Below are 22,595 nucleotides of genomic sequence, written 5' to 3' on the forward strand. Positions count from 1 at the left end.
CCGTGCCGGACGGCGACTACGGCCGAAAGGCGGGCCCACGTTCCAGGGAGCGGCCGGCCGCCGACGGCCGTAGGGCCGCTCACCAGTTCCGTAGATGTACCATGCGTCCTGGAGTGTCCTATGAGCGTAGTTTTCGGCCCTAACTCACGAAGAGTCCTACAATTCCTGACCCATATCGAGGACCTCACCCCAGAGGAAATCGACCGGGTGGCCGATCTGTGGAAGCAGACGTCCAGCCAGACCCGCGCCGAGGGCTGGGCAGTGGTCCATCGCACCACCACGCCCGAGGAGCGATACCGGATCCTGGTCGCCGCCTCGGTGGCGCGCCGGGCCGCCCTGGACGCCGCGCGGAACCACCAGAGACACGACTGGGCCTTCTGGGCCGCGGTATGGGACGCCGCGGCGGCGGTCGCCGTCTGCGACCGCATCGGAAGCCACTACAACGTGCTGGTCGCGCCACTGGCCGCGGTCATGCCCTCGCTGGCGCACTGCCGGCGCGATGAATTCAGCATCCGCGAACTGCAGGGTGCCGTCCTCAAGGGAGGTGGGTAGTGATGGGCGACAACCGGATCGATGTTGTGGTGGCCGATGACGACCCGGCCGTCCGGGAGGCGCTCGCCGACCTCATCGACTCCCACCCCGACCTGGAACTGGTGGGCCTGGCCATCAACCATGAGCAGGCCGTGCGCGCGGCGGTCGACCACCGCCCCCGGGTCGTGATCATGGACGTGCACATGCCCCGGGGCGACGCCCCCAGCAGCGTCCGGGCCATCCGCGACCAGGTCCCCGACGCCCGGGTGGTGGCGCTGTCCGCCCACGGCGAACGCGAGACCGTGCTGAACATGCTCGCCGTCGGGGCCAGCGGCTATCTGGTCAAGGGCACCCCCGCCGAGGAGATCCTCGAGGCGATCATCCGGGCCGCGCGCGATCAGTTCAGCATGTCCGCGGAGCTCCTCGCGGACTGCGCCGAGCCGCTGCGCCGCGCCGAGCGCGCCTCCTGGCGGTTCGAGGACCTGGTCGGCAACCGCCTGGAGGACTCGTTCCTGGAGCTGCTCGGCCACGCACCGTGCGGCGTCCTGATCGTCGGCCCCCGCGGCCGGATCGAGTACGCCAACGCCCACACCCGGCACATGTTCGGCTACAGCTCGGCGGAGCTGCGCGACAAGCGGCTGCGGGACCTCGTCCCCGAGCGCTACCGCACCGCCTCCGAGCAACTGATCGGCCGGGTCTTCACCTCGCCGTCGGCGATGAGCGGCCGCCGCCGCGACGGCACCGAGTTCCCCGCCCAGTTCAGCGGCGGCCATCTGCAGGGCCGGCAGCCCCGCGGAGTGGTCTTCATAGCCGACCTGAGCCAGCTTCGGGCGGCCGAGAGCCGGTTCCGCCAGCTCATCGAGTCCTCCCCCGACGCGATGCTGATCGTGGACACCAGCGGCCGGATCCAGGCGGCCAACAACCGCACCGAGGCGCTCTTCGGCTACGACCGCGACCATCTGATCGGCCGGGCCGTGGAGGCCCTCCTGCCCGACCAGCCGCTCACCGTCTCGCTGCGCGAATGGGACGACAGCCTGGAGGAGCCGGTGGGCCACAGCGTGGAGCTGGTCGGCCGGCGCAGCGACGCCAAGCAGTTCCCCGCCGACGTCAGCATCAGCCCGCTGCGTACGGAAGAGGGCCTGCTCACCGTCCTGACCATCCGGGACATCACCGAGGTGCAGCGCGCCCAGTTCGTCCTGGAGCGCAGCCTGGAGCTGCTGGAGGTCACCGACCGCGACCGCCAGGCGCTGCTCAGCCATCTGGTCCACGCCCAGGAGGCCGAGCGGGGGCGGATCGCCGCCGACATCCACGACGACACCATCCAGGTGATCACCGCGGCCAGCCTCCGCCTCCAGCAACTGCGCCGGCGGCTGCGGGACCCGGACGAGCAGCGGGTGATGGACAAGCTGGACGAGACCCTGAAGCTCTCGCTCAGCCGGCTGCGGCAGCTCATCTTCGACCTGCGGCCGTCCAGCCTGGAACACGGCTGCCTGGCCGGGGCGCTGCGCGGACTGCTGGAGCAGATACGCACCGAGACCGGCATCACCTACCGGCTGGAGGACCGGCTCACGGCCCATCCCCCGGCCGAGACGATGGCACTGATCTACCGGACCGCCCAGGAGGCGCTGGTGAACGTGCGCAAGCACGCCCACGCCAAGACGGTCCACGTACAGCTCCTCGGGCTCGACGACGGCTGCCTGGTGCGGATCGTCGACGACGGCGAGGGCTACAACCCGCTCGAGGTGGAGTCCCGCCCCGGCCATCTCGGGCTCTCCCTGATCCAGGAGCGGGCCCAGATCGCGGGCGGCTGGTGCCGGATCGAGAGCGAACCCGGCTCCGGCACCACCGTGGAGTTCTGGGTGCCGCTCGGCGCTCCCCCGGGCGCGCCGCTCGACCCCGCCGACTCCCCCGAAGGGGACCCACAGCCGTGACAGCACCTCCCGAACTGACGAAGGTGCTGATCGTCGAGGACCACCGGGTGGTGGCCGAGGGGCTGTGGGCCCTGCTGGCCGAATACTCGGATCTCACGGTGGTCGGCTGGGCCGACTCGGTCGCCGAGACCGTGCCCATGGCCAAGGAGCTGAAGCCCGATGTGGCCCTGGTCGACTTCCGGCTGCCCGACGGCACCGGGGCCGACGCGGCGGCCGGCATACGGGCCCATGACCCCTCCGTCGCCATCGTGATCCTCAGCGCCGACGCCAGCGACTCGGCGCTGCTGGCCGCGGTGGAGGCGGGCGCCTGCGGCTATCTGCTGAAGTCGGCGAGCGGCGACGAGATCGCGTCCGCCATCCGCTCGGCCGCCGAGGGCGAGACCCTCATCCCGGCAAGCACCCTGGTGGAGGTGCTGGCGCGGCACCGCGAGGACGCGCGGTCCACCGCCGAGCAGAACGAGCGCCTGGACAGCATGACCCCGCGTGAGCAGGAGATCCTCACGCTGATGAGCCAGGGCCTGGACAACCGGGCCGTCGCGGAGCGGCTGAGCATCAGCTACGCCACCGTGCGCACGCATGTGCGCAGGATCCTGGAGAAGCTGGACGCGCGCTCACAGCTCGAGGCGGTCGCGAGGGCCGCCGAATTCGGCTTCAAGCCCGCGCAGCCGGAGGGGCCGGAAGAGTGACGGGCTGACCCCCGGAGCCCCTTCGGCTTCGGGTATGGCCATGGCCCCCTCCGGCGCGGGGGCCATTCGCTTTGGCCGTGCGGGGTCCACGGGATCTACGGGGTCCCCGGGGTCCACGGAGTCCCCGGGGTCCACGGGCTCTCCCCCGTATGGGCCCGTACGAAGGGGGCGGGACCACCCGGGGCGGGGCCGCCGAGGGCCGAATGGGGCAGAAAGTCCCCCTTAGGATGGAATCGCGGGCATACCGAGACGGGTTTCCTCCCCATGCGAGTCCATGGACGGATCCGATGCCCGCTCAGTCGCGGACGCACGATCGCCTTCCTGGTGGCCGCCGCCTGTTACGCGGCGGTCCTCGCGGCCGTCCTCACCGGCTCGCAGCTCATCCGGCTCGACTGGCAGGTGGCCCTGTTCAAGCCGTACAAACAGTGGCCGCAGCTCCGACCAATCCTGGACGCCTTCGTCATCACGGGCCAGCGCGGCCCCGCCGCCCTGGCCGCCCTGGCCTGGGCCTGCTGGCGCGGAGAGAGGACCCGGAGCCCGCGTCCGCCGCTGGTTCTGGGCCTGGCGCTGCTGCTGCTCAATGTGAGCGTCGGCGCCGTCAAGATCCTCACCGGGCGGGTGGGCCCGCACTATGCCCAGACCCCCGGGTCCGCCGAGCTCTTCCACGGCGGAATGGTCTTCCCCTCCGGTCATACCGCCAACGCCGTCGTCGTCTGGGGCACCGTCGCCTATCTCGCCGGTCGCCACCGGCGGACGGGCGCGCTGATCGCCTCCGTGATGGCGCTCGGCGTCGGTCTGACCACCGTCTATCTGGGCACCCACTGGGTGAGTGACGTCCTGGGCGGGTGGCTGGCGGGCGTCCTCGTCCTGCTGGTCCTCCCCCTCTTCGAACCGCTGATCGCGACCGTTTCCGCGTCCGTCTCCGCTCGTGCGGCGATGTACTCCATGGGCAGGTGAACCAAGTGGCGCTTCGCGTGCTGATCGCAGACGACCATGCGGTGGTCCGGCAGGGCCTACGCATGATTCTTGGGCTCGACAACGAAATCAAGGTGGTGGGCGAGACGACCAACGGCCGGGAAGCCGTACGGCTGGCCCGTGAACTGTGCCCCGACGTGGTCCTGATGGATCTGCTGATGCCGGTGATGGACGGCGTATCGGCCACGGCCGAGATCCGCCAGGACCTCCCCGAGGTCGAGGTGGTGGCGCTGACCAGCTCCCTCGACGACGCCATGGTCATGGGCGCGGTCCGGGCGGGGGCCATCGGCTTCCTGCTGAAGAACGCCGAGGCCGACGACCTCCGTAACGCGGTGAAGGCCGCGGCCGTGGGCCAGATCCATGTCTCCCCGGCCGCGATCTCCCGGCTGATGGGCCAGGTCAGGGAGCCGAGCGGCCCCGAGCAGCTCACCGAGCGGGAGACCGAGGTCCTCACCATGCTCGCGCGCGGCAAGGCCAACAAGGAGATCGCCCATGATCTGCGGATCGGCCAGCAGACGGTGAAGACATATGTCAGCCACATCCTGACCAAGCTGGGGGTGCACAGCCGGACCCAGGCGGCGGTCTACGCGGTGCAGTCCGGCCTGGTACCGGCGGGTGAACTCACTCCTCCGGAAGCACTGGAGTCGACGACGAGGGAGCAGTGGTGGTCGGCGTGATCAATACACGATGGACCCCGATCCGGCGGCGACGGAGCGCCACCGCGCTCGCCGAGGTCACCCAACACATCCTGGCGGGCGAGACCGCCGACGACACGCTCCGGCTGATCGCCCGCCGGGTGCGTGAACTCCTGGGCGCCGATATGGCCCGGGTGATGGTGCTGGAGCCGGGCGACGTCCTGACGATACGAGCCACCGACGGCGCCCCATGGACCGCGCCGAGCGGACCCCTGACGCCCGGCGGCTCCTCCCCCGCCCGCCAGGCGATCCGCGCCGGACGGCCCACGGTCTCCAGCCACGACCGGCGGCCGCGCCGGCTCGGCCGGGACCCCCGGCACGCGGTCCCGGCCTCGGTGCTGGACGCGCCGCTGCTGGTGCGCGGCCACCCCGTGGGGGTGATCGAGGTGGCGAACCGCGGCGGCGGGCGGCGGCTCAGCCACGCCGATGTGAGCACCGTGGGACGCTTCGCGGCCCCCGGGGCCCATGCGGTCGCCCAGATCCGGCACCGGGAACATCTGCGGCGGCTGGCGTCCGCGGCCGCCGGACCGGGCTCCGGCGGTTCCCCGGGCTCCTCGGGGTCATCGGGCCTGCCGGACCCGTCGGGGTTCGCGGGGGCTTCCGGGTCTTCCGGGTCTTCCGGGTCTTCGGGATTCGCGGGAGCTTCGGGGCTCGCGGGAGCGTCGGGCCCTTCGGGTTCCCTTTGGGGCTCGTCTGGTTCCTCGGGGTTCACCCGTTCCTCCGGCCCCTGCGTACGGCGGACCCTGGACTCCCTGGCCGCGGGCGCGGTGGCCCGTACCGGCGCCGCGAGCTGCACGGTCTATCTGCTGGAGCCCGGACCGTCGGCGAACCTGCGCCTGGTCGGCGGCGGCCACGGCCACACCCCGCCGTCCCGGAAACCGGCGCTGGAGGCGATCGCCGGGGCCGCGCCCGTCATCCACGGCGGCGGCCGTACCGGCGCGGACGGCGAGGGCCCGGCGCGGGGCGCGGTGGCCGCCTGGCCGCTGCTGCGCGAATCCACCGCGATCGGCGCGATGTGCTGCCACTTCCCGCCCGGCCGCGACCCCGGCGAGGCGGACATCACCCTCCTGGAGGTGATCGCGGGGCATGCGTCCTGCGCGGTGGAGAACGACCGGCAGCAGGGGGCCACCGAGGAGAGGTCCGTCCGGGAGGAGCGGCAGCGCATCTCGCGCGAGCTGCACGACTCGGTCTCGCAGGCGCTCTACGGCATCGCACTGGGTGCCCGTACCGCCCGCGAGATGCTGGAACGCGACATCGACAGCGCGGAGCCGGTGGGACGGGTCGAGACGCCGAACCCGATGGAAGGGGCGGTATGGGTCGATCCGGCGGGCGGCCACGAGGCCGTCGGGGAGGTGGTGGACCTCGCCGAGCTGGCCGAACTCGCCGAGCCCATCGATTACATACGGCGGCTCGCGGACGCCGCGATCGCCGAGACCCGGACGCTGCTGTGCCGGCTGCGGCCCGAATCGCTGGAGACGGAGGGCCTGGTCGCCGCGCTGACCCAGCATGTCGAGGCGCTCCGGGCCCGGTACGGGATCGCCACCGAGGCGAAGCTGGACGTCGAGCCGGAGACCACACCGGAGGCCAAGCACGCCCTGTACCGGATCGCCCAGGAGTCGCTGCACAACATCGCCAAGCATTCGCAGGCCCGGAACGTACGGCTGCATCTGCTCAACGAACCGGGCGCCGTCACCCTGACGGTCGCCGACGACGGCGTGGGCTTCGACTGCAAGGGCTCCTTCCCCGGCCATCTCGGGCTGCTCTCCATGCGGGAGCGGGCCCGTGAGGTGGGCGGCACGCTGAACGTGGACAGCCGTCCCGGACAGGGAAGCCGCATCCGGGCCAGGGTTCCGGCCACGCCGGATTCCTGAGCCGCCGTCCTGAGACCGGCCACCGACGACATATGAGACATTTCTCTCCATGCAGTTGACCGTGCGGGACCGCGCGCTCGCGGACGGCCTCCGGGCCGGCCAAGCGGCGGTCGACGAGGGCCTGTTGAAGGCCACCAAGAGCGATGTGCCGTTCATCAACGAGGCCGCGCGGGAGCTGACCCGCACGGCCGGGCGGCGGCTCCGGCCGCTGCTGGTGCTGCTGGCGGCGCGGTTCGGCGACCCCGGCGCGCCGGGCGTGGTGCCCGCCGCCGTCGTCGTCGAGTTGACCCATCTGGCCACGCACTACCACGACGGCGTACGGGACGAGACGGCCGTACGGCCCGGCGCCCGGGGCCCGGACGCCAACTGGGACAACACCGTGGCGGTGCTCATCGGTGACTTCCTCTTCGCCCGCGCCTCGCACATCCTCGCCGACCTGGGGCCACAGGCCGTACGGCTCCAGGCCGAGGCGTTCCGGCGGCAGGTCACCGGCCAGATCCTGGAGACGGCCGGACCGCGTGACGGCCGCGACCCCGTCGAGCACCATCTGGAGGTGCTGGCCGGCCGGACCGGCGCGCTGACCGCCGTCTCCGGACGGCTGGGCGCGCTGGTCTCGGGTGCGGACCCGAGCGCCGTGGACGCCCTCGCGCGGTACGGCGAACGGCTGGGCATGGCGAGCCATCTCGCCGACGAGCTGGCGACCCCGACCGCCCGGCGCCCCACCCTGCCTGTGCTGCTGCTGCTGGCGGAGCGGGTGGGAGCGGGAGCGCCGGAGCGCATGGATCCTGAGGATCGTGCGGGCCGTGCGGATCTCGCGGACCGGGAGCTGTACGAGCTGCTCACCGGGCCCGCCGATCGGCCGGGGTACGCGGAGGCGGTGGCACGGCTGCGCACCCACCCGGTCCTGGACCGGGCCCGCGAGGAGACAGCCCGTCAGGCCGACGCCGCCCGCGCGGCCCTGTCGACGCTCCCCGACTGCCCGGCGAGGGCCGCCCTGGAATCGCTCTGCGAGACGGTGGTGCGGCGGGCCGACGCCGTTCCGCCGCCCGAGCCGGGCGCTCCTACGGCACCCAGTAGTTCTGGCTGACCACCAGCATCGAGTGGAGTTGCACCCCGGCCGCGTAGGCGCGGGCCGGATCAGGCGGGGAGCCGCACATCCGCGCCCATAGCGCGTCCAGCCAACTCTGCGCCCCCTCGTCCTCCTTCCCGCCCTCCCCCTCGTCTCCTTCGTCACCCCTCTCGCCCTCCGTCATCGCGGCGACCGCGAAGGGCGCGAAGAAGGCGGGCGAGCCGGCATCCCCATAGGCCGTGCCGTCGAGCCGGTATCCGCTCCGGATTCCCCCGGGGTCACCGCCCGTCGCCGTCCTCGCCCAGCGGCTGAGCCCGCGCGCGGCGGCCCGGGTCCGTGCGTCGCCGCTGGTCACCGCGTCGGCGCCGAGCCGCCAGGGGACGCGGCAGGCGTTCCAGTGGTAGTCGCCGTCATGCGGGCTCTCCAGCACCTTCCCCGGCGCGGGCCCCGGATCGCCGGATGTGGTGTCCACGACGAAGTCGGGGAGCAGCCCGGTGGCCGGGGCATGGCGGGTGCGCAGCGCACCGGCCAGTGAGAGATGCGCGTCCAGCACCTCGTCCCACCGCGGATCGCCGGTCGCCGACCGGAACGCCCGGAAGTGGTCCGGCATCCAGTCCGACGTACGGGAGACCTCGTCGAAGCGGCCCGAGGACCAGTCGCCGAGCTTGGTCAGCCGGGTGCCGGGGTGCACCTCGCGCTCCATGACGGCGTCGATCCGCCGCAGTGCGAGCGCCCTGTAGTCGCCGTGGCCGCCGCCCCACTGCCGGTCCGCGAGCAGCAGTCCGTACGCGATGTCGAGGTCGCCGTCGGTCGCGGAGTCCCGTCCCCCGACGTCCCGGCCACCGGCGTCCTGCTGGGCGGCGTGCAGATCGGGGTGGTTGACGGAGGGGTGGGCCAGCACATGCCGGAGGATGCCGTCGAAGAGGGCGTGGGCGTCGGGGTCGGCGCCCGCCATCAGCGCGGTGATCACCAGTCCGTAGCCCTGGGCCTCGGCGACGAAGGGGTACGCCGCGTCGGGCGTGAACACCGCGCACCGGCCCCGGCCGCCCACCTCATCGCCCACGCGAAGGAAGGACGCCTTCCACCGCCGGTAGTGCTCCAGCACCTGCCGGTCGGCCGCCGCCGGGTCGCCGGAGGGCCGGAGCGTGCCGGGGGCGTACGGGACGGAGTGCGCCCCGAACGGGACGCCGGCCGCATCGCGTCCCGTCATCGGATCCGGTGCCGCCGGGACCTCCGCGCCAGCCGCACCAGTCCGAGGACGATGTCGATCACCAGCACCACCACACCGATGACCAGCAGATAGCCCAACCCGTGCACCACCCAGCCGATGAGGCCGAGCACGATGGCCACGATCACCAGGAACAGGAAGAGCGCCACGGCCGACACCTCTCCTCGCGCGTCAAGCGTCCTCGATCATCAGCGGCGTGCGAGCTGCCGCCCGCCGCCCGGACCCGACTGGTACGTCTTCCCGTAGTGCTCGAAGATCGCCCCCTCCTGCTCCGCGGGCAGCACATCGTCGATGCCGAGCGAGGGGGCCTTCTTCACCAGCGACCGTGTGTAGGAGACCTTCACATAGCCCGGCCCGACCACCGCGTCGTCCACCGGGACGAACACCAGCCGGTGGCGGGTGGGCAGTCCGGTGCGGACCGTGGCCATGGCGGGTTCATCGGTGGCGGTGGCCACGTAGATCGCCTCGAGCACCCCGATCTTGCGGCCCTGCTCATCGACGACATCCTGGTCACGCCACTCACGGATATCGGCTGGCTGGATCATGACGTATCACCCTCTGACCTCTGCCCCTCCAGCCTGCCTCCGCTCACCGTGGGACGCCACGCCACCCATCCACCAGAGGTAACGAGAGTGTTCGAAACGGCATGAATTGATGAGGTGTGCTGGATTCCCGATGGGGTACTCGCGGCGTCAAGGAGGTAGGTAATCATGGTTCCGCTGCTAGTCGTTCTTCTTCTCGCACTGCTTCTCTTCGGCGCCGGATTCGCCTTGAAGGCGCTCTGGTGGATAGCGGTCATCGTGCTCGCCGTCTGGCTGATCGGCTTTCTCGTCCGGCCGACGGTCGGTGGGCGACGTGGGCGGTGGTACCGCTGGTAGCCCGTAGACGGTGCGGTTAAACCAGGGACAGCGCAGACCGAAGGGGCCCGGCCGGAGAAATCTCCGGCCGGGCCCCTTCGGTCTGTGTTTCTGCGTTCTGTTGTGACGGCCAATCTGTGTTCTGTAGTGACGGCCAATGCGGCGGTGAGCGGAATTCTCTACACGTACGCGACGAGCATGACGTGCCTACTCCTCGGCGAGCATTCCGCGCCGCAGCCGGCTCAGCGCGCGGCTGAGCAGCCGGGAGACATGCATCTGGGAGACGCCGAGTTCGGCGCCGATCTCCGACTGCGTCATCTCCTCGCCGAACCTCAGCTGCAGAATGCGGCGGTCCCGCTCACCGAGCTCTTCCACCAGCGGCTTGAGCGCGTGCAGATTCTCCACGGCCTCCATGGCCGGGTCGACGTCGCCGAACCGGTCCGCGTACGTGGTGACACGCGTGGCCCCGCTCTCCTGCTCGGCGGGCGCGTCCAGTGAACTGGTGAGGTAGCCGTTGCTGGCCACCAGTCCGTCGACGACCTCGTCCTCGCTCAGCTGCAGGTGCTCCGCGAGCTCGGCCGTGGTGGGCGACCGGTCCAGCCGCTGGAACAGCTCCTCGTTCGCCTTGGCGAGATCGATCCGCAACTCCTGCAGACGGCGGGGAACATGCACCGCCCAGCTGGTGTCGCGGAAGAACCGCTTGATCTCGCCGACGATGTACGGAACGGCGAAGGTGGTGAACTCGACCTCGCGGCTCAGGTCGAACCGGTCGATCGCCTTGATCAGCCCGATGGTGCCGACCTGGACGATGTCCTCCATCTCCACCGAGCGGTTGTGGAACCGCCGGGCGGCGTACCGGACCAGCGACAGGTTGAGCTCGATGAGGGTGTTCCGCACGTACTGGTACTCGTGCGTCCCCTCCTCCAGCTCCGTCAGCCGGTCCAGGAACGTCTTGGTCAGTACCCTCGCGTCCTTGGGCGCCACCTTTGCCGGATCGTCCACCGTGGGCAGATCGGACGGTCCGGCGGTCTCAACTCCATTGAGTGCAATGTCACGTACCTGGCCACCACGTGCTTGCTCAGCTTCGGCTGCCGTCAGTGTCGACATTGTCACGGTTGCCGTGTCGTTCACCGTCGCACTCCCTGTATCGGCTGCATGCATAGGCTGATCGGGGACCCGTCTACCCACCCTTCATGCCCCCATGCCTACTTTCTGCGGACGGATGCCGGACCGGCGAGGACCACCAGGCCCCCGACGAGGGCCAACGCCATGAGAACGGCCCCGAAGACGGTCGCCCCCGTCGTCAGCCCCGCCGCATCGCTGAGGTAACCCGCCGTTACCGGCAGCGCGCCCGCGGGCACGTAGCCCCCGACGTTGAGCGCCGCGTTGGCCTCCGCCAGACGACTCGCCGGAACACCGGAGTTGAGCAGCGACAACCCGCCGAGCTGCCCCATCCCCTGCCCCGCCCCGGCCAGCAGCGCGGCGGCGACGAGCAGCGGTACGGAGGAGGCGCGGACGGCGGCGGTGAGCGCGCCCATGCCGATCGTCGTACTGACGGCACCGGCGAGGAGGATCGTCCGCCGGTCCAGCCGCTGGACCGCGAGCTGCGCACCGGTCGCGGTGAGGAACATCACGAAGGCCATGGCCCCCGCGGCCACCGGGCTGGTGGTGTCCAGCAACCCCGAGAGCAGCGACGGCCCGAGGGACAGCACGAAGGAGGTGGCGGTGATGCCGGGCGCGAAGACGGCGATGCCCATGAGGAGTTGCCCGCCGCTCCCCCGCGGCACCCCGGGTATCCGCACCCACGCCCCCTTCGCGGGCGGGACGGGACGCCGCACCGGCATCCGCGCCACGACCAAGACGGCCACCGCCAGCAGCACCGCCTCCAGGACGAACACGCCCTTGCCCAGCACCCCGGCGAGCAACGGCCCCAGCCCGGCCCCGAACACCATCGCGCACGAGGCCGGCAGCGCCGCCAGCCGCCGTCGCCCCGGCCCGGCCACATCGGTCACCGCCGCCATCCCGGCGGAGACGACGGCGCCCACCGCGATCCCGCTGAACAGCCGCGCCACGATCAGCGCCGCCACGGCCGACGCGCTCACGAAGATCGCGCATGCCGCCATCGCGAGCCCGAGCGCGGGCAGCAGCACGGGCTTCCGTCCCACCCGGTCCGACACCACGCCCGAGACCAGCAGCGAACCGAGCAGCCCGACGATGTAACAGGCGAAGATCACCGTCAGGGTGCCCTTGGACCCACCGATGACCACCCAGGCCACTCAAGCCACCCACCCACCGCAAACACCCCAAAGCGCCCGCCCCGCCATCAAGGCGCTCCCCGAACCCCCCGACCTGCCGCCCCCGCTCCCGGAGCCGGCCGTGGAGGAGATCCGCCTGGAGACGGTTCTGGGCGCCCTGAGCGACCCCCTCCGCCTCCGCATCGTGCGCAAACTCCTCCTCGAATCGGAACGGTTCGATCACACCTGCGGCTGGTTCGGTCTGGACCGCCCCAAGTCCTCGCTCACCCACCCTTCAAGGCCCTCCGCGAGGCAGGCATCACCCGCCAGCGCCAATACGGCCTGGAGCGCCGCAGCCACGTCCGGATCGCCGACCTCGACGCCCGCTTCCCCGGTCTCCTGGACCTCGTGGCCGACTGGACCCCGGCCGAGGGGTGACGGCGGGCGTTAGCCGGACGTTAGCGAATCGGCAGCGGTCGTTAAGAGAACGACAGCGGCGGCCGACACCATGGATGGTGCGTGAGCAGGAACCGCACAAACCGGAAGCCCATGGGGGTCGTCATGTCGCACCACATTCTCAACCGCCGAGTCCGCAAGGCCGGTGTGGCCGCGCTGATCGCCGCCGCCTCGGCCGTCGCCCTCACCGCCTGCGGGAGCAACGACTCGTCGTCCGACGCCAAGGGGGACTCCTCCTCCCACGCATCGTCCTCCGCGAAGTCGTCGCAGTCGGACACCTCGATCCACAACCAGGCGGGCCAGTCGGACAAGCAGGCAACGGCCCTGGGCTCGGGGTCCGACAAGGCGCAGGCGACCGCCGAATGCCAGCCGGGGACGCTGCGGGCGACCCTGGACTCGGCCGGTACCTCCCAGGCGGGGATGAACCACCGGGGCACGTTCCTGCGGGTGAAGAACACCGGCGACCAGACCTGCGCGATCAGCGGCTACGCCGGGCTGGCCCTGGAGGGCGCCGGACACACCGCCATCAAGACCACCGCCCGCCACGGCAGCACCTACTTCGCCACCGACCCGGGCTCCCACCCGATCACCCTCGGACCGGGCAAGAGCGCCTGGGCCGACCTGGTGTGGACCACCACCGGCGCCTCGACCGCCCACGCGAAGTACCTGCAGATCTCCCCGACGGGCAGCAACTCGCACAGCACCGTCGCCTTCGGCGAGGACCTCGACAACGGCACCCTGTCGCTGACGGCCTGGTCCTCCAAGCCCCCCATCAACAGCTGACAGCACGGCTGACGACACATAGAACCCCAGCTCGGACCCGGTCCAAGCTGGGGTTCCGCGCGCCCCGGCCACGCGCGGCGCGTCAGGTCACCAGACCCTGGCGGTAGGCGTAGACGACCGCCTGGACGCGATCGCGGAGGCCGAGCTTGGCGAGGATGCGTGACACGAAGGTCTTGACGGTCTCCTGGCTGATCACGAGGGTCGCGGCGATTTCGCTGTTGGAGAGGCCGTTCGCGATGAGGCGGAGGACTTCCAGTTCGCGCGGGGTCAGCGGGATGTCGCGCGGCGGCCCCTCGGCGGGCCGGATGCGGGCGGCGTACGTGCCCACGAGCTGCCGCGTCACCTCGGGATCCAGCAGTGCCGCCCCGGTGGCCACGGTCCGGATGCCGTGGAGCAGTTGGGACGGCGGCGCGTCCTTGAGCAGAAACCCGCTCGCCCCCGCGCGCAGCGCCTCGTAGACGTACTCGTCCAGATTGAACGTGGTCACCACGAGCACCTTGACGGGATGCGGCACCCCGGCACCGGCCAGCAGGCGGGTGGCCTCGATGCCGTCGAGCACCGGCATGCGTACGTCCATCACGACGACCTCCGGGCGCAGCCGGCCGGCGAGCTCGACCGCGGTCTGCCCGTCCCCGCACTCGCCCACCACTTCGAGGTCACGCTGAGCGTCGATGATCGTCACCAGCCCGGTGCGGACCAGCACCTGGTCATCGCAGACCAGGACCCGGATCGGCTCGGTCACGACGGGCTCCTCGCGGGTATCCGTGCCCGTACGACGAAGCCGCCGCCAGTCCGCAGGCCCGCGCTGAAGTCGCCGCCCAGGACGTCGACCCGTTCGCGCAGGCCCGCCAGCCCCCGCCCGCTCCCGCCGGGCGACCCGCCGGGCGACCCGCCGGGCGACCCGCCAGGGGACCCGGCCCGCGAGCCGGACCCGTCCGTGCTGACCTCCACGGTGATCTCCCTTGCGCCGTGGTGCACCTGGACCGAGGTGCGGCTGCCGTGAGCGTACTTGAGGGCGTTCGTCAGAGCCTCCTGCACGATCCGGTAGGCCACGAGGTCGGCGCTGCCGGTCGACTCCGCCGGCGTGCCCTCCTCGGTGAACTCCACCGGCTGCCCGGCCCGCCGGGTCTGCTCCACGAGCGTGAGAAGCCTGCCGACGGCCGGCGTCCTGGCCTCGGTGCCGTAATCGGGGTTGAGCAGATCGAGCAGGTGCCGCAGATCGGTGATGGCCCGTCGGCCGGTGTCGCTGACGGCGGTCAGGGCCTGGTCGAGGCGGTCGGGCGCGGCGGTCAGATAGCGTGCCGCCTCGGCCTGCACGACCATCGCGGTCACATGGTGCGTCACGACGTCGTGGAGCTCACGGGCGATGCGGGCGCGTTCGGCGGTACGGGTGTGCTCGGCGACAAGGCGGCGGCGTTCGGCCTCCGCGGCCCGGGTGGAGCGCAGCCACGACCCCATGCCCCACGGGAGGGCCAGCGCCAGGTAGTACAGCACGAACTCACCCGGCGATTCGGCGCCCGAACCGAGCCGGTAGAGCGCGACCGCCAGCGGCACATACGCCGCGGAGAAGAGGAGCGGGGTGGCGCGCCGGTGCCGTTCCAGATGCGACCCCACGCTCAGCAGCGCGACGGGCACCGCGGTACCCGCGAACGAGTGGTAGCCGCGGAGCTGGTCGACGGCGAAGCCGACCGACACCAGGGCGAGACAGACGACCGGCAACCGCCGCCGCACGGCGAGCGGAAGGCACTGGAGGGCGACCGCCACGATGGCCAGCACATCGAAGGGGCGGCCCGGCAGCCCGCCGAGCTGCGTCCCGTGGTTGTGGAACGCCGGCAAGAGCGACCCGGCGAGGATCAGCAGCCCGAGCGGCAGATCCCGGACCGTGACATCGAACCGGCGCCACAGCTCCGGCACCCGCCGAACAGCGATCACCGGCACCGGTCTCATCATCGACTCCTTCGTCCCTCCACAGCCGGAGCACCACGGCCGAAGGGAACGCTACGCAGGGAAATCTCCCACGCGGGTCCTACGCGCGGTCCGCGGCCTGTGAGGTGACGCGCTCGATCGCACGGACGGCGACGTCGGGCTGGTCGACGTAGATGTAGTGCTCGCTGTTCTTGGCGGTGCTCAGCTTGCTGCGGCTGGAAACCGCGAGCCACTTGCGCTGGCCCTTGGACCACGCCCGCTCCAGGCCCGGCCCGTATTCGGGAACCGCCGCGAGGTACTGCTTCCCGTGGTGGATCACCTCCACCGGGATGTCCCCGGCGGAACGGACCTTCCCGTCCGGCACCGTGAGCATCTCCGGCTCCCCTCCGTGAAGGATCGCGAGGGTCTGATCACGCAATGCGACCGCCGGGCCGGTGGCGGATTCAGGAATTCCCTTGTTGAGATCGGCGGTCTGCGTCGGCGAGGTGGCGTCCATCAGGACCAGCCCCTTCACCCTGTCCTGATGGTCGGGGGCATACCGGGCGGCGATCAGCCCGCCCAGCGAATGTCCCGCCAGCACGACCGGACGGTCACCGGCGACACGATCGAGCACGGCGGTCAGGACCTTCCCCGTGCTCTCGAGCGTCTGAGGCCCATCGGGCTGATCACTGGCCCCTTCGCCGAACCGGTCATAGGCACAGACCCGATTCTTCTCACTCAGGGTCTTCTGAATCCCGGCCACCTTCTCCAGCCCGTCGCCACCCCCGGCCACCAGCATGATGACCGGCCTGGCGTCCGCCGAAGTCCCCGAACAGGACACGTTCACCAACCGGCCGCCGACCTCGATCTTCTTGGTACCGGTGAACAAGCCCTCATCAGCCGCCTTCCCCGGAGCAGCCGTGGACTTCCCGCCGCCGGACGCCTCCGCATCCGCCTTCGCGGAGTCCTCACAGCCGACAAGCCCCACACCTGCCACGGCACACGACAGCGCGATCACGGCAGACAGCCGACCATTGCGGACCATGTTTGCTCCCCAGTAAGAGAATTGACGCCGAAAAGGCTGCTTTTCCGTGGCGGTCGACGCAATGCGCCGCCACATCCGCAGCCGAAGCGCCGCGGCGATCCCGAACGCTACGGATCCGGCCCCCCGGAATCGTCACCACACGGTGGACACCTACCCGTAGCTCGCACGGGGGACAGCCCCGCGTACAAGGCCCGACGCGAGCCAGGTCACGGCATCTGAGCCAAACGCAAAAGGCCCGGGTCACAGAAAATGTGACCCGGGCCTCAAGTGAGCCGCCTAAGGGAATCGAACCCCTGACCTACGCATGACGAGTCAGCACGTGATCATCCCGCTCTTGATCAACATGACCTGATTCTCGGGAACGTTGCAGGTCAGGGTGGGTGCGGGTGGCCGCCCTCGCTCGGCCTTGCCGCATCGTTCCCGATCCTTCCGTTCCCACCAGGTTCCCCTCCGTTCCCGTGCGCTGGCCCCAGGAACGTGCTGAGCGGCAGCGTTGCTGGTCGGAGAGGGGGGCCGAACTGGGGAGCTTCGCACCGGCATCGAGATGAACGCGGGCTCGCTTCCCCTGCGCCCGAGGTCGAGCCAGTGACCGTTTTCGCAGGTCAGCCGCACACCGGTAGCTTAGCGTGCGCATACGAGAGTTGTGGCGGGTGCCACAGGAGCCACGTTCGGAGCGGCGACGTCAATGCGCCTCGGAAGGGGCGGCTGCCCGCGAGGGCGCGGGCAGGCGGTGAGACTCACTAGGGTGCTGGCACGCCGGGCACAGTTCGTGGCGGCCTTCCGTGGTGACCACGGTGCCCCATCCGCGGCACTCTTCGCAGTCACGAGTGAGGTCGAGGTCCGCTCGTGGGGCTGGGGCGGGATCAATTCCAAGGGGTCAGTGGATGCCCGGGGAGATCCTGCGTCCGGCGACCCGTTTCGATCAGTCCGGTCCGGCGCCTACGCGTCGGTCCCGTGGGTCCCGTACTTCGGAAGGCCCGTCGACTCGTAGACGCGCACCGCAATTCCGCTCGGCGTCGTCTCGTTGTGCAGCAGGCGCAGGCCGGCCGGGGTGCCGCCGTCCGGGAACAGGTGTCGTCCGCTGCCCACGACCACCGGGGCGATCGCGAGCCGCAGCTCGTCGATCAGGCCGGCTGCCAGCAGGGACTGGCCGAGCCGGGCGCTGCCGTGGATCTGGAGCTCGCGGCCGGGCTGGCGCTTCACTTCGGCGACCTGGGCGGGGATGTCGCCGGACAGGATCGTGGTCGGCTCCCACCCAACCTTGGTCAGGGTCTGGGAGGCGACGTATTTCGGCGAGCCGTTCAGAATGCGGGCGTTCGGGTGGTCGGTCATCTCCGGCCAGTCCCGAGCGAAGTTCTCGTACGTACGGCGGCCGAACAGGAACGCGTCCGCCTTGCCGAGCCAGGTGGCGGCCACGCGGTCGAATGCCTCGTCCAGGTGCGGCACGAACCAGCCGCCCTGGGCGAACCCGTCGCTGGTGTCCTCGTCCGGGGAGCCGGGCCCCTGGGAGACGCCGTCCAGCGACAGGAACTCCTGCAGTACCAACCTCATTGGGCACCACTTCTCTCTCGGGCAGGGAGACATCCGTCCCCGCCCTTTCAGACTTCGTGACGTGCGGTAACTCATCGGTCACCCCGCGGCGCATCCTCGGTCGACAATACGACCGACGACCTGTTGAAGGAGCGTCCGGACCTGGCACCTCGGCGTCCGCCGGTCGGCATCGCCCCTCGCCTGATTTTTCGTGGAGTACCACTGCTGAAGCTGACCGGAAGGCCGGTGATTAAAGTCGTCTCTCATGTCGAAGCCTGACGAACTGCTTGTTGACGTCGCCGCCCTGGTGGAGTCCGGGCACAGCAATCAGATGTCTCTGACAGTGGTCGCCGGTGGTGCTGTCATCACGGGTCGACTGGCTCCCGAAGTCGTCTGGAGGCAGCGGGTGTCGGAGGTTTTGGCGGACTCGGCCCGCCTGAGAGATTTCTCCGCCGTGTTCACCGCTGCGACGCACGGGGAGGGGCCGCCCACGCATCTGCATTTCCATGTGGCGCGGATTTTGCAGGGTTCGGTGGGGATCCCGGAGACGGGCGGGATGTATCGCGTGGCGATCAAGGACGTCAGTGCCTGGACGATGGGCGACTTCAGCTACTCCGACCACTGACCCATTGCCGCGCCGAGAAACCTCGGTACGCGGTGAGGGTCCGACCGGCGCACCCCGGTCGGACCCTCACCACTGCTTTGACGCCGGCTCGCGCCCGCCCGTCGGTCAAGCGGCCACAGGGGCGCCGAGCATCGCGGAAGCCTGTTGGAGCGGGTTGAGAACGCGGGTGGGTGCGGGGGCCTGGGGAAGTTCGCGGCAGGTGAAGCCGAGCTGGGTCATGGCTCGGAGGACTTCGCCGGCGCTGAAGTCGCGGCGGTCCTGGCGTGTGATGACTTGGCCGACCTGTTTGACGGGGTAGGTGCGGCGGCCGATGATCACGGACTCACCGGAAGCCTGCTCGGGCTTGATGCCCTTCATGGATTCCAGGACGCCGCTCTTGGTGAGGTCGAACGGGAAGCGGGCGATGACACAGCGCATGATGCCTCACAGGGGGAGGAACGAAGAGGGAGTGGTTCTGCCGCGGTTGAGGCGGTTCAGCGGGCAAGGGCGAGGACGCCCAAGGCGCTGCCGTGTTCGTCGACCACTGGCAGGGCATCGACGTGGCTGTAGCGCATCGCGTGCTCGGCTTCGGCCATGGTGGTCACGGGCGAGGTGAACGGTCCTCGGTCGCCGAGGATGTCCCGCAGCTGGAGCCGGTCCGTGTACGTGGAGCCGTCACGGGCTGCGGTGAGCTGAGCCTGGGTGACCAGTCCGATGCACAGGCCGCTGTCGTCGCAGACAAGCAGATGCCCGGTGCGGGCGCTTGCCATGACGGACAGGGCCACCTCGACGGTCATGTCGTCACAGACCTGCGGTCCGGCGGTGTTCATGGCGTCGGCCACCGTCCTGTGCACGGGGGTGGCACTCATCGAGCGGGGCTGCATCTGAACCAGCGTCAAAAGGTGCCTCCTGCAGTGGTGGGCCAGTTTCCTGATCACGAAGTTTCTAGGCCGCCGCGTCGAAGGAGGTCTGCCGCGCTGTCATGCGCCGGGCCGCCGAAGCGGGGCTGCGCCGGCCGCGTGAGGCCGCGCTGCGCTTACGCCGCTCGACTACCGGCGCGGTGATCGTCACGGGGATGCCGGAGGGGGCTTGGGCGCCGGTGATGCGGCCGAGTGCCTCTTCACCGGAGCGGACCTGCGTGGTCCGGGGCACGATGCCGGCCGCTGTCATGAGGCGGGTCATGTCCCGGCGCTGGTTGGGGGTGACCAGGGTGACGACGCTGCCGGACTCCCCGGCCCGCGCGGTTCGGCCGCCGCGGTGCAGGTAGTCCTTGTGGTCGGTCGGCGGGTCGATATTGACGACGAGGTCGAGGTCGTCGACGTGGATGCCGCGGGCGGCGACGTTCGTGGCCACGAGCACGGTGACGTGTCCGGTCTTGAACTGGGCCAGGGTCCGGGTGCGCTGGGGCTGCGACTTGCCGCCGTGCAGCGCGGCGGCCCGCACCCCGCTGTTCAGCAGGTCTTGTGTCAGCCGGTCGACGGCGTGCTTGGTGTCCAGGAACATGATCACCCTGCCTTCGCGGGCCGCGATCTCGGTCGTCGTCCGGTGCTTGTCGGCGCCGTGGACGTGCAACACGTGATGCTCCATCGTGGTGACCGCACCTGCGGACGGGTCGACGGAGTGGACGACCGGGTCGGTGAGGTAACGGCGGACCAGGCGGTCGACGTTGCGGTCGAGGGTGGCGGAGAACAGCATGCGCTGGCCCTCGGGGCGTACCTGGTCCAGGAGCGCGGTGACCTGGGGCATGAAGCCCATGTCGGCCATCTGATCGGCCTCGTCCAGGACGGTGATCGCTACCTGGTTCAGTCGGCAGTCACCGCGGTCGATGAGGTCCTTGAGCCGGCCCGGCGTCGCAACGACAACCTCGGCGCCGCCCCGCAGCACATTGGCCTGCCTGCCGATCGGCATTCCGCCGACGACGGTCGCAAGCCGCAGCTTCACCGAGCGGGCGTAGGGGGTGAGTGCGTCGGTCACCTGCTGGGCAAGCTCACGCGTCGGCACGAGGACCAGGGCCAGCGGCTGGCGGGGCTCGGCGCGCTGCCCGGCGGTGCGGGCCAGCAGTGCCAGGCCGAAGGCGAGGGTCTTGCCGGAGCCGGTGCGCCCGCGTCCCAGGGCGTCGCGGCCCGCGAGGGTGTTGGGCAGGGTCGCACCCTGGATCGGGAACGGGACGCTCACGCCTTGCGCGGTCAGTGTGGCTAGCAGCTGCTTGGGCATGTCGAGGTCGGCGAACGCCTCGACCGCGGGCAGCGCCGGAGTGATCGTCTTCGGCAGGGCGAACTCACCCTGGACCGCGGCGGGCCGCCGGCCGTGGCCACCCGAGCGGCCCGGACCGCCGGAACGGGTCGGGGCGGGCGAGCCGAAGCGGGCGCCCCGCCTCGAACCGGCGCCGGACCCGAAAGCGGGGCCCTCGGTCCGGCGGGGGCGGGAGGAACGGCCGTTCGTACGTGTGGGGTTCATCGAGAACCTTCCTTGATACGGCGCGTATCAAGGAATTCCCGCAGCGAAAGAGCAGCGCGGGGAATCACAAGAACGAACCGAATGGAATGCGAAAAGGAATGTGGCTTGCAGTGAATCCGGTGCAGGATGCAAGCTATGGAATAGGTGACTTCATGTGGACGTGAAATCCCGGACGTCGACCGGTACAGCTCCGAAAAGGCGCGCATCCCTGAGGATGGGGCTGCGGGCAGTGTTGTCCAACAGGTGACGCCGCTGTGGGAAATGTCCGTAGCTGGGGCCGCACCCCGAGGGATGCGGGCCCAGCTACGAAGTCCGCGTCAGCGTCAGGCGGGAACGATGTTCTCGGCCGTCGGGCCCTTCTGGCCCGCCGCGACGTCGAAGGTGACCTTCTGGCCTTCGAGCAGCTCACGGAAGCCCTCGGCGGCGATGTTCGAGAAGTGGGCGAACACGTCGGCGCCCCCACCGTCCTGCTCGATGAAGCCGAAACCCTTGGCCGCGTTGAACCACTTCACGGTGCCTGACGCCACGTCATATCTCCTTTGGGGCAGTACGCCGGGACCCGCGATGCGCGGATGCCGGGTCGCCGCGATGATGCCCCGTCCGGAAAAAGACCGACAATACAAAAGCTTCCAGTGGCCGGGAAATTCCGGCGAAGGAGCTTGCAAGTTTTTGGGAACCACAACTGCAACTGAGATCGACAGTAGCATGAGGTAGCGGCCCATGTACGGTAAATAACTCCACTCCGTTGGCTGCCATAAAAACACTCCCCGCACTGCGGGTTAAACCCTCATCTCGCGGTCATAGATACTGCCCCAACCAGACCGTAGCGTTTCAGGAAAGGCGGGCGCTGCTCACGGCTCGGAGGGCACAACTGTTCCGGTGGCACCATCTCGCCCGGCGTCCGCCTGTGTAGCCGATCTCGACACAACAGATCGGGGGCGCGGTCAGGAGATGGCCAGAAAGATGGCGATGTAGTGCGCGGTGAAGGCTGCCACGGTCAGCGCGTGGAACACCTCGTGAAAGCCGAACCAGCGGGGTGAGGGGTCGGGGCGCTTCAGGGCGTAGACGACTGCACCCGCGCTGTAGAGGAGACCGCCGACCACGATCAGGGTGAGTACGGCCGCTCCGCCGGTATGCAGGAAGTCGGGCAGGTAGCGCACCGGTGCCCACCCCAGGGCCAGGTAGCACGGGGTGTACAACCAGCGCGGAGCTCCGACCCACAGGACCCGGAACGCGATACCGGCCAATGCGCCCGTCCATACGATCCACAGCAGCATGGACCTCTGGTCCGGCGGCAGGAGAAGCACGGCCAGGGGGGTGCAGGTGCCGGCGATGATCAGGAAAATGTTGGCGTGGTCCAGACGTCGCAGAAGAGCCTCGCCGAGCGGCCCCCGGGTGCCGCGGTGGTAGAGGGCGCTCGTTGCGAACAGCAGCCAGGCGGTGACCGCGTACACGGCGCAGGCCCAGGCCGCCTGCGGGGTGCCGGCCAGGCAGATGAGTAGGATGCCTGCGATCAGCGCGGTGGGGACCATTCCGGCATGGAGCCAGCCACGCAACCTCGGCTTGATCGGTTCTGCCAGGTCGGCCGCCTGCTCCACCAGAGCGGCAACCGAGTGACCCTTTTCTCCTGCATCGTCACATTGTGGCCCGGGGGCCAGCCCGACTTCGCGGTGTTCTCCACACTCTGAGGCGACGTGGCCACATTCGACCTCAGCGGCGTCACGGCACATGGCTTCCC

At 70.3% G+C, this 22,595-nt stretch carries 24 protein-coding genes and 1 pseudogene; 11 read left to right on the forward strand and 14 right to left on the reverse strand.

What is annotated here, in order from left to right:
• Nucleotides 1-120: 120 nt before the first annotated feature.
• The 7 genes from STRVI_RS42205 to STRVI_RS42235 all read left to right on the forward strand — a co-directional run bounded on the left by STRVI_RS42205 (nucleotide 121) and on the right by STRVI_RS42235 (nucleotide 7,776).
• Nucleotides 121-552, forward strand: a complete 432-nt coding sequence (locus STRVI_RS42205; protein WP_014061693.1) for a hypothetical protein — start codon at nucleotides 121-123, stop codon at nucleotides 550-552.
• Between the two features lie 2 nt (nucleotides 553-554).
• Nucleotides 555-2,462 (forward strand): PAS domain S-box protein, encoded by a 1,908-nt coding sequence (locus tag STRVI_RS42210; protein WP_014061694.1) that lies wholly within the window; start codon nucleotides 555-557, stop codon nucleotides 2,460-2,462.
• Nucleotides 2,459-3,148, forward strand: coding sequence for a response regulator (locus STRVI_RS42215; RefSeq protein WP_014061695.1), 690 nt, complete (start codon nucleotides 2,459-2,461; stop codon nucleotides 3,146-3,148). Before STRVI_RS42210 ends, STRVI_RS42215 begins: the two co-directional genes overlap by 4 nt.
• A gap of 324 nt (nucleotides 3,149-3,472) precedes the next feature.
• On the forward strand, nucleotides 3,473-4,105 hold the full coding sequence (locus STRVI_RS42220; protein WP_435532603.1) for a phosphatase PAP2 family protein: 633 nt from the start codon (nucleotides 3,473-3,475) through the stop codon (nucleotides 4,103-4,105).
• Between the two features lie 5 nt (nucleotides 4,106-4,110).
• On the forward strand, nucleotides 4,111-4,800 hold the full coding sequence (locus STRVI_RS42225) for a response regulator (RefSeq protein ID WP_043237438.1): 690 nt from the start codon (nucleotides 4,111-4,113) through the stop codon (nucleotides 4,798-4,800).
• A complete protein-coding gene (locus tag STRVI_RS46855) occupies nucleotides 4,797-6,689 on the forward strand; it encodes a sensor histidine kinase (RefSeq protein WP_167543262.1) in 1,893 nt (630 codons plus the stop codon). The genes STRVI_RS42225 and STRVI_RS46855 overlap by 4 nt, the downstream gene beginning before the upstream one ends.
• A gap of 49 nt (nucleotides 6,690-6,738) precedes the next feature.
• A complete protein-coding gene (locus STRVI_RS42235) occupies nucleotides 6,739-7,776 on the forward strand; it encodes a polyprenyl synthetase family protein (protein WP_014061699.1) in 1,038 nt (345 codons plus the stop codon).
• On the opposite strand, the gene STRVI_RS42240 is transcribed toward STRVI_RS42235, so the two are convergent.
• Genes STRVI_RS42240 through STRVI_RS42250 form a run of 3 tightly spaced genes read right to left on the reverse strand, consistent with a single transcriptional unit; the run spans nucleotide 7,751 to nucleotide 9,531 of the window.
• Nucleotides 7,751-8,968: a glycosyl hydrolase family 8 gene (locus STRVI_RS42240; protein ID WP_014061700.1), complete on the reverse strand. Its 1,218-nt coding sequence runs from the start codon at nucleotides 8,966-8,968 to the stop codon at nucleotides 7,751-7,753. The genes STRVI_RS42235 and STRVI_RS42240 overlap by 26 nt on opposite strands.
• Nucleotides 8,965-9,135: a hypothetical protein gene (locus STRVI_RS55280; protein WP_014061701.1), complete on the reverse strand. Its 171-nt coding sequence runs from the start codon at nucleotides 9,133-9,135 to the stop codon at nucleotides 8,965-8,967. The genes STRVI_RS42240 and STRVI_RS55280 overlap by 4 nt, the downstream gene beginning before the upstream one ends.
• 39 nt (nucleotides 9,136-9,174) lie before the next feature.
• A complete protein-coding gene (locus STRVI_RS42250; protein WP_014061702.1) occupies nucleotides 9,175-9,531 on the reverse strand; it encodes a PRC-barrel domain-containing protein in 357 nt (118 codons plus the stop codon).
• A gap of 165 nt (nucleotides 9,532-9,696) precedes the next feature.
• On the opposite strand from STRVI_RS42250, the gene STRVI_RS42255 reads away from it, so the two are divergent.
• The gene (locus tag STRVI_RS42255; protein ID WP_014061703.1) at nucleotides 9,697-9,864 is read left to right on the forward strand and encodes a hypothetical protein; all 168 of its coding nucleotides are present in this window, start codon (nucleotides 9,697-9,699) and stop codon (nucleotides 9,862-9,864) included.
• Between the two features lie 186 nt (nucleotides 9,865-10,050).
• Here STRVI_RS42255 and STRVI_RS42260 read toward each other — a convergent pair whose 3' ends face one another.
• The gene (locus tag STRVI_RS42260; RefSeq protein ID WP_043237440.1) at nucleotides 10,051-10,950 is read right to left on the reverse strand and encodes an RNA polymerase sigma factor SigF; all 900 of its coding nucleotides are present in this window, start codon (nucleotides 10,948-10,950) and stop codon (nucleotides 10,051-10,053) included.
• A gap of 98 nt (nucleotides 10,951-11,048) precedes the next feature.
• Nucleotides 11,049-12,119 carry an MFS transporter gene (locus STRVI_RS42265; RefSeq protein ID WP_106685806.1) on the reverse strand — a complete coding sequence of 357 codons (1,071 nt, stop codon included), beginning with the start codon at nucleotides 12,117-12,119 and terminating at the stop codon, nucleotides 11,049-11,051.
• Between STRVI_RS42265 and STRVI_RS55285 the strand changes: the two are divergent.
• A pseudogene (locus STRVI_RS55285) lies at nucleotides 12,103-12,515 on the forward strand (ArsR/SmtB family transcription factor). The gene STRVI_RS42265 and the pseudogene STRVI_RS55285 overlap by 17 nt on opposite strands.
• Nucleotides 12,516-12,638: 123 nt before the next feature.
• Complete coding sequence (locus STRVI_RS42270) at nucleotides 12,639-13,316, forward strand: DUF4232 domain-containing protein (RefSeq protein ID WP_208949204.1); 678 nt, start codon at nucleotides 12,639-12,641, stop codon at nucleotides 13,314-13,316.
• An 82-nt stretch (nucleotides 13,317-13,398) separates the two neighbouring features.
• On the opposite strand, the gene STRVI_RS42275 is transcribed toward STRVI_RS42270, so the two are convergent.
• From STRVI_RS42275 to STRVI_RS42290, 4 genes are all read right to left on the reverse strand, one after another.
• Entirely contained in the window at nucleotides 13,399-14,058 is a 660-nt protein-coding gene (locus tag STRVI_RS42275; RefSeq protein ID WP_014061707.1) for a response regulator, read from the reverse strand.
• A complete protein-coding gene (locus STRVI_RS42280; protein WP_014061708.1) occupies nucleotides 14,055-15,263 on the reverse strand; it encodes a sensor histidine kinase in 1,209 nt (402 codons plus the stop codon). The genes STRVI_RS42275 and STRVI_RS42280 overlap by 4 nt, the downstream gene beginning before the upstream one ends.
• A 79-nt stretch (nucleotides 15,264-15,342) precedes the next feature.
• A complete protein-coding gene (locus STRVI_RS42285) occupies nucleotides 15,343-16,266 on the reverse strand; it encodes an alpha/beta fold hydrolase (RefSeq protein WP_014061709.1) in 924 nt (307 codons plus the stop codon).
• Between the two features lie 939 nt (nucleotides 16,267-17,205).
• Nucleotides 17,206-17,817 carry a dihydrofolate reductase family protein gene (locus STRVI_RS42290; RefSeq protein ID WP_014061710.1) on the reverse strand — a complete coding sequence of 204 codons (612 nt, stop codon included), beginning with the start codon at nucleotides 17,815-17,817 and terminating at the stop codon, nucleotides 17,206-17,208.
• A 244-nt stretch (nucleotides 17,818-18,061) separates the two neighbouring features.
• On the opposite strand from STRVI_RS42290, the gene STRVI_RS42295 reads away from it, so the two are divergent.
• Complete coding sequence (locus tag STRVI_RS42295) at nucleotides 18,062-18,421, forward strand: hypothetical protein (RefSeq protein WP_014061711.1); 360 nt, start codon at nucleotides 18,062-18,064, stop codon at nucleotides 18,419-18,421.
• 105 nt (nucleotides 18,422-18,526) lie between these two features.
• On the opposite strand, the gene STRVI_RS42300 is transcribed toward STRVI_RS42295, so the two are convergent.
• From STRVI_RS42300 to trhA, 5 genes are all read right to left on the reverse strand, one after another.
• The gene (locus tag STRVI_RS42300) at nucleotides 18,527-18,838 is read right to left on the reverse strand and encodes an SCO5918 family protein (protein ID WP_014061712.1); all 312 of its coding nucleotides are present in this window, start codon (nucleotides 18,836-18,838) and stop codon (nucleotides 18,527-18,529) included.
• 56 nt (nucleotides 18,839-18,894) lie between these two features.
• Nucleotides 18,895-19,299 carry a CBS domain-containing protein gene (locus STRVI_RS42305; protein ID WP_014061713.1) on the reverse strand — a complete coding sequence of 135 codons (405 nt, stop codon included), beginning with the start codon at nucleotides 19,297-19,299 and terminating at the stop codon, nucleotides 18,895-18,897.
• Between the two features lie 46 nt (nucleotides 19,300-19,345).
• Nucleotides 19,346-20,857 carry a DEAD/DEAH box helicase gene (locus STRVI_RS42310; protein ID WP_014061714.1) on the reverse strand — a complete coding sequence of 504 codons (1,512 nt, stop codon included), beginning with the start codon at nucleotides 20,855-20,857 and terminating at the stop codon, nucleotides 19,346-19,348.
• A 323-nt stretch (nucleotides 20,858-21,180) separates the two neighbouring features.
• Nucleotides 21,181-21,384, reverse strand: coding sequence for a cold-shock protein (locus STRVI_RS42315; protein WP_014061715.1), 204 nt, complete (start codon nucleotides 21,382-21,384; stop codon nucleotides 21,181-21,183).
• Nucleotides 21,385-21,801: 417 nt separating this feature from the next.
• Nucleotides 21,802-22,389, reverse strand: a complete 588-nt coding sequence (gene trhA, locus STRVI_RS42320; RefSeq protein ID WP_435532604.1) for a PAQR family membrane homeostasis protein TrhA — start codon at nucleotides 22,387-22,389, stop codon at nucleotides 21,802-21,804.
• Between the last annotated feature and the right edge of the window lie 206 nt (nucleotides 22,390-22,595).

It is taken from the genome of Streptomyces violaceusniger Tu 4113 (assembly GCF_000147815.2).
Classification (GTDB): domain Bacteria; phylum Actinomycetota; class Actinomycetes; order Streptomycetales; family Streptomycetaceae; genus Streptomyces; species Streptomyces violaceusniger_A.

Coding starts and splice junctions, on each gene's coding strand:
- STRVI_RS42250 (WP_014061702.1), bottom strand. CDS start 9,531: ATGATCCAGCCAGCCGATATCCGTGAGTGGCGTGACCAGGATGTCGTC.
- STRVI_RS42270 (WP_208949204.1), top strand. CDS start 12,639: ATGTCGCACCACATTCTCAACCGCCGAGTCCGCAAGGCCGGTGTGGCC.
- STRVI_RS42255 (WP_014061703.1), top strand. CDS start 9,697: ATGGTTCCGCTGCTAGTCGTTCTTCTTCTCGCACTGCTTCTCTTCGGC.
- STRVI_RS42210 (WP_014061694.1), top strand. CDS start 555: ATGGGCGACAACCGGATCGATGTTGTGGTGGCCGATGACGACCCGGCC.
- STRVI_RS42285 (WP_014061709.1), bottom strand. CDS start 16,266: ATGGTCCGCAATGGTCGGCTGTCTGCCGTGATCGCGCTGTCGTGTGCC.
- STRVI_RS42235 (WP_014061699.1), top strand. CDS start 6,739: ATGCAGTTGACCGTGCGGGACCGCGCGCTCGCGGACGGCCTCCGGGCC.
- STRVI_RS42295 (WP_014061711.1), top strand. CDS start 18,062: ATGTCGAAGCCTGACGAACTGCTTGTTGACGTCGCCGCCCTGGTGGAG.
- STRVI_RS42300 (WP_014061712.1), bottom strand. CDS start 18,838: ATGCGCTGTGTCATCGCCCGCTTCCCGTTCGACCTCACCAAGAGCGGC.
- STRVI_RS42260 (WP_043237440.1), bottom strand. CDS start 10,950: ATGTCGACACTGACGGCAGCCGAAGCTGAGCAAGCACGTGGTGGCCAG.
- STRVI_RS42280 (WP_014061708.1), bottom strand. CDS start 15,263: ATGAGACCGGTGCCGGTGATCGCTGTTCGGCGGGTGCCGGAGCTGTGG.
- trhA (WP_435532604.1), bottom strand. CDS start 22,389: ATGGTCCCCACCGCGCTGATCGCAGGCATCCTACTCATCTGCCTGGCC.
- STRVI_RS42240 (WP_014061700.1), bottom strand. CDS start 8,968: ATGACGGGACGCGATGCGGCCGGCGTCCCGTTCGGGGCGCACTCCGTC.
- STRVI_RS42310 (WP_014061714.1), bottom strand. CDS start 20,857: ATGAACCCCACACGTACGAACGGCCGTTCCTCCCGCCCCCGCCGGACC.
- STRVI_RS42205 (WP_014061693.1), top strand. CDS start 121: ATGAGCGTAGTTTTCGGCCCTAACTCACGAAGAGTCCTACAATTCCTG.
- STRVI_RS42290 (WP_014061710.1), bottom strand. CDS start 17,817: ATGAGGTTGGTACTGCAGGAGTTCCTGTCGCTGGACGGCGTCTCCCAG.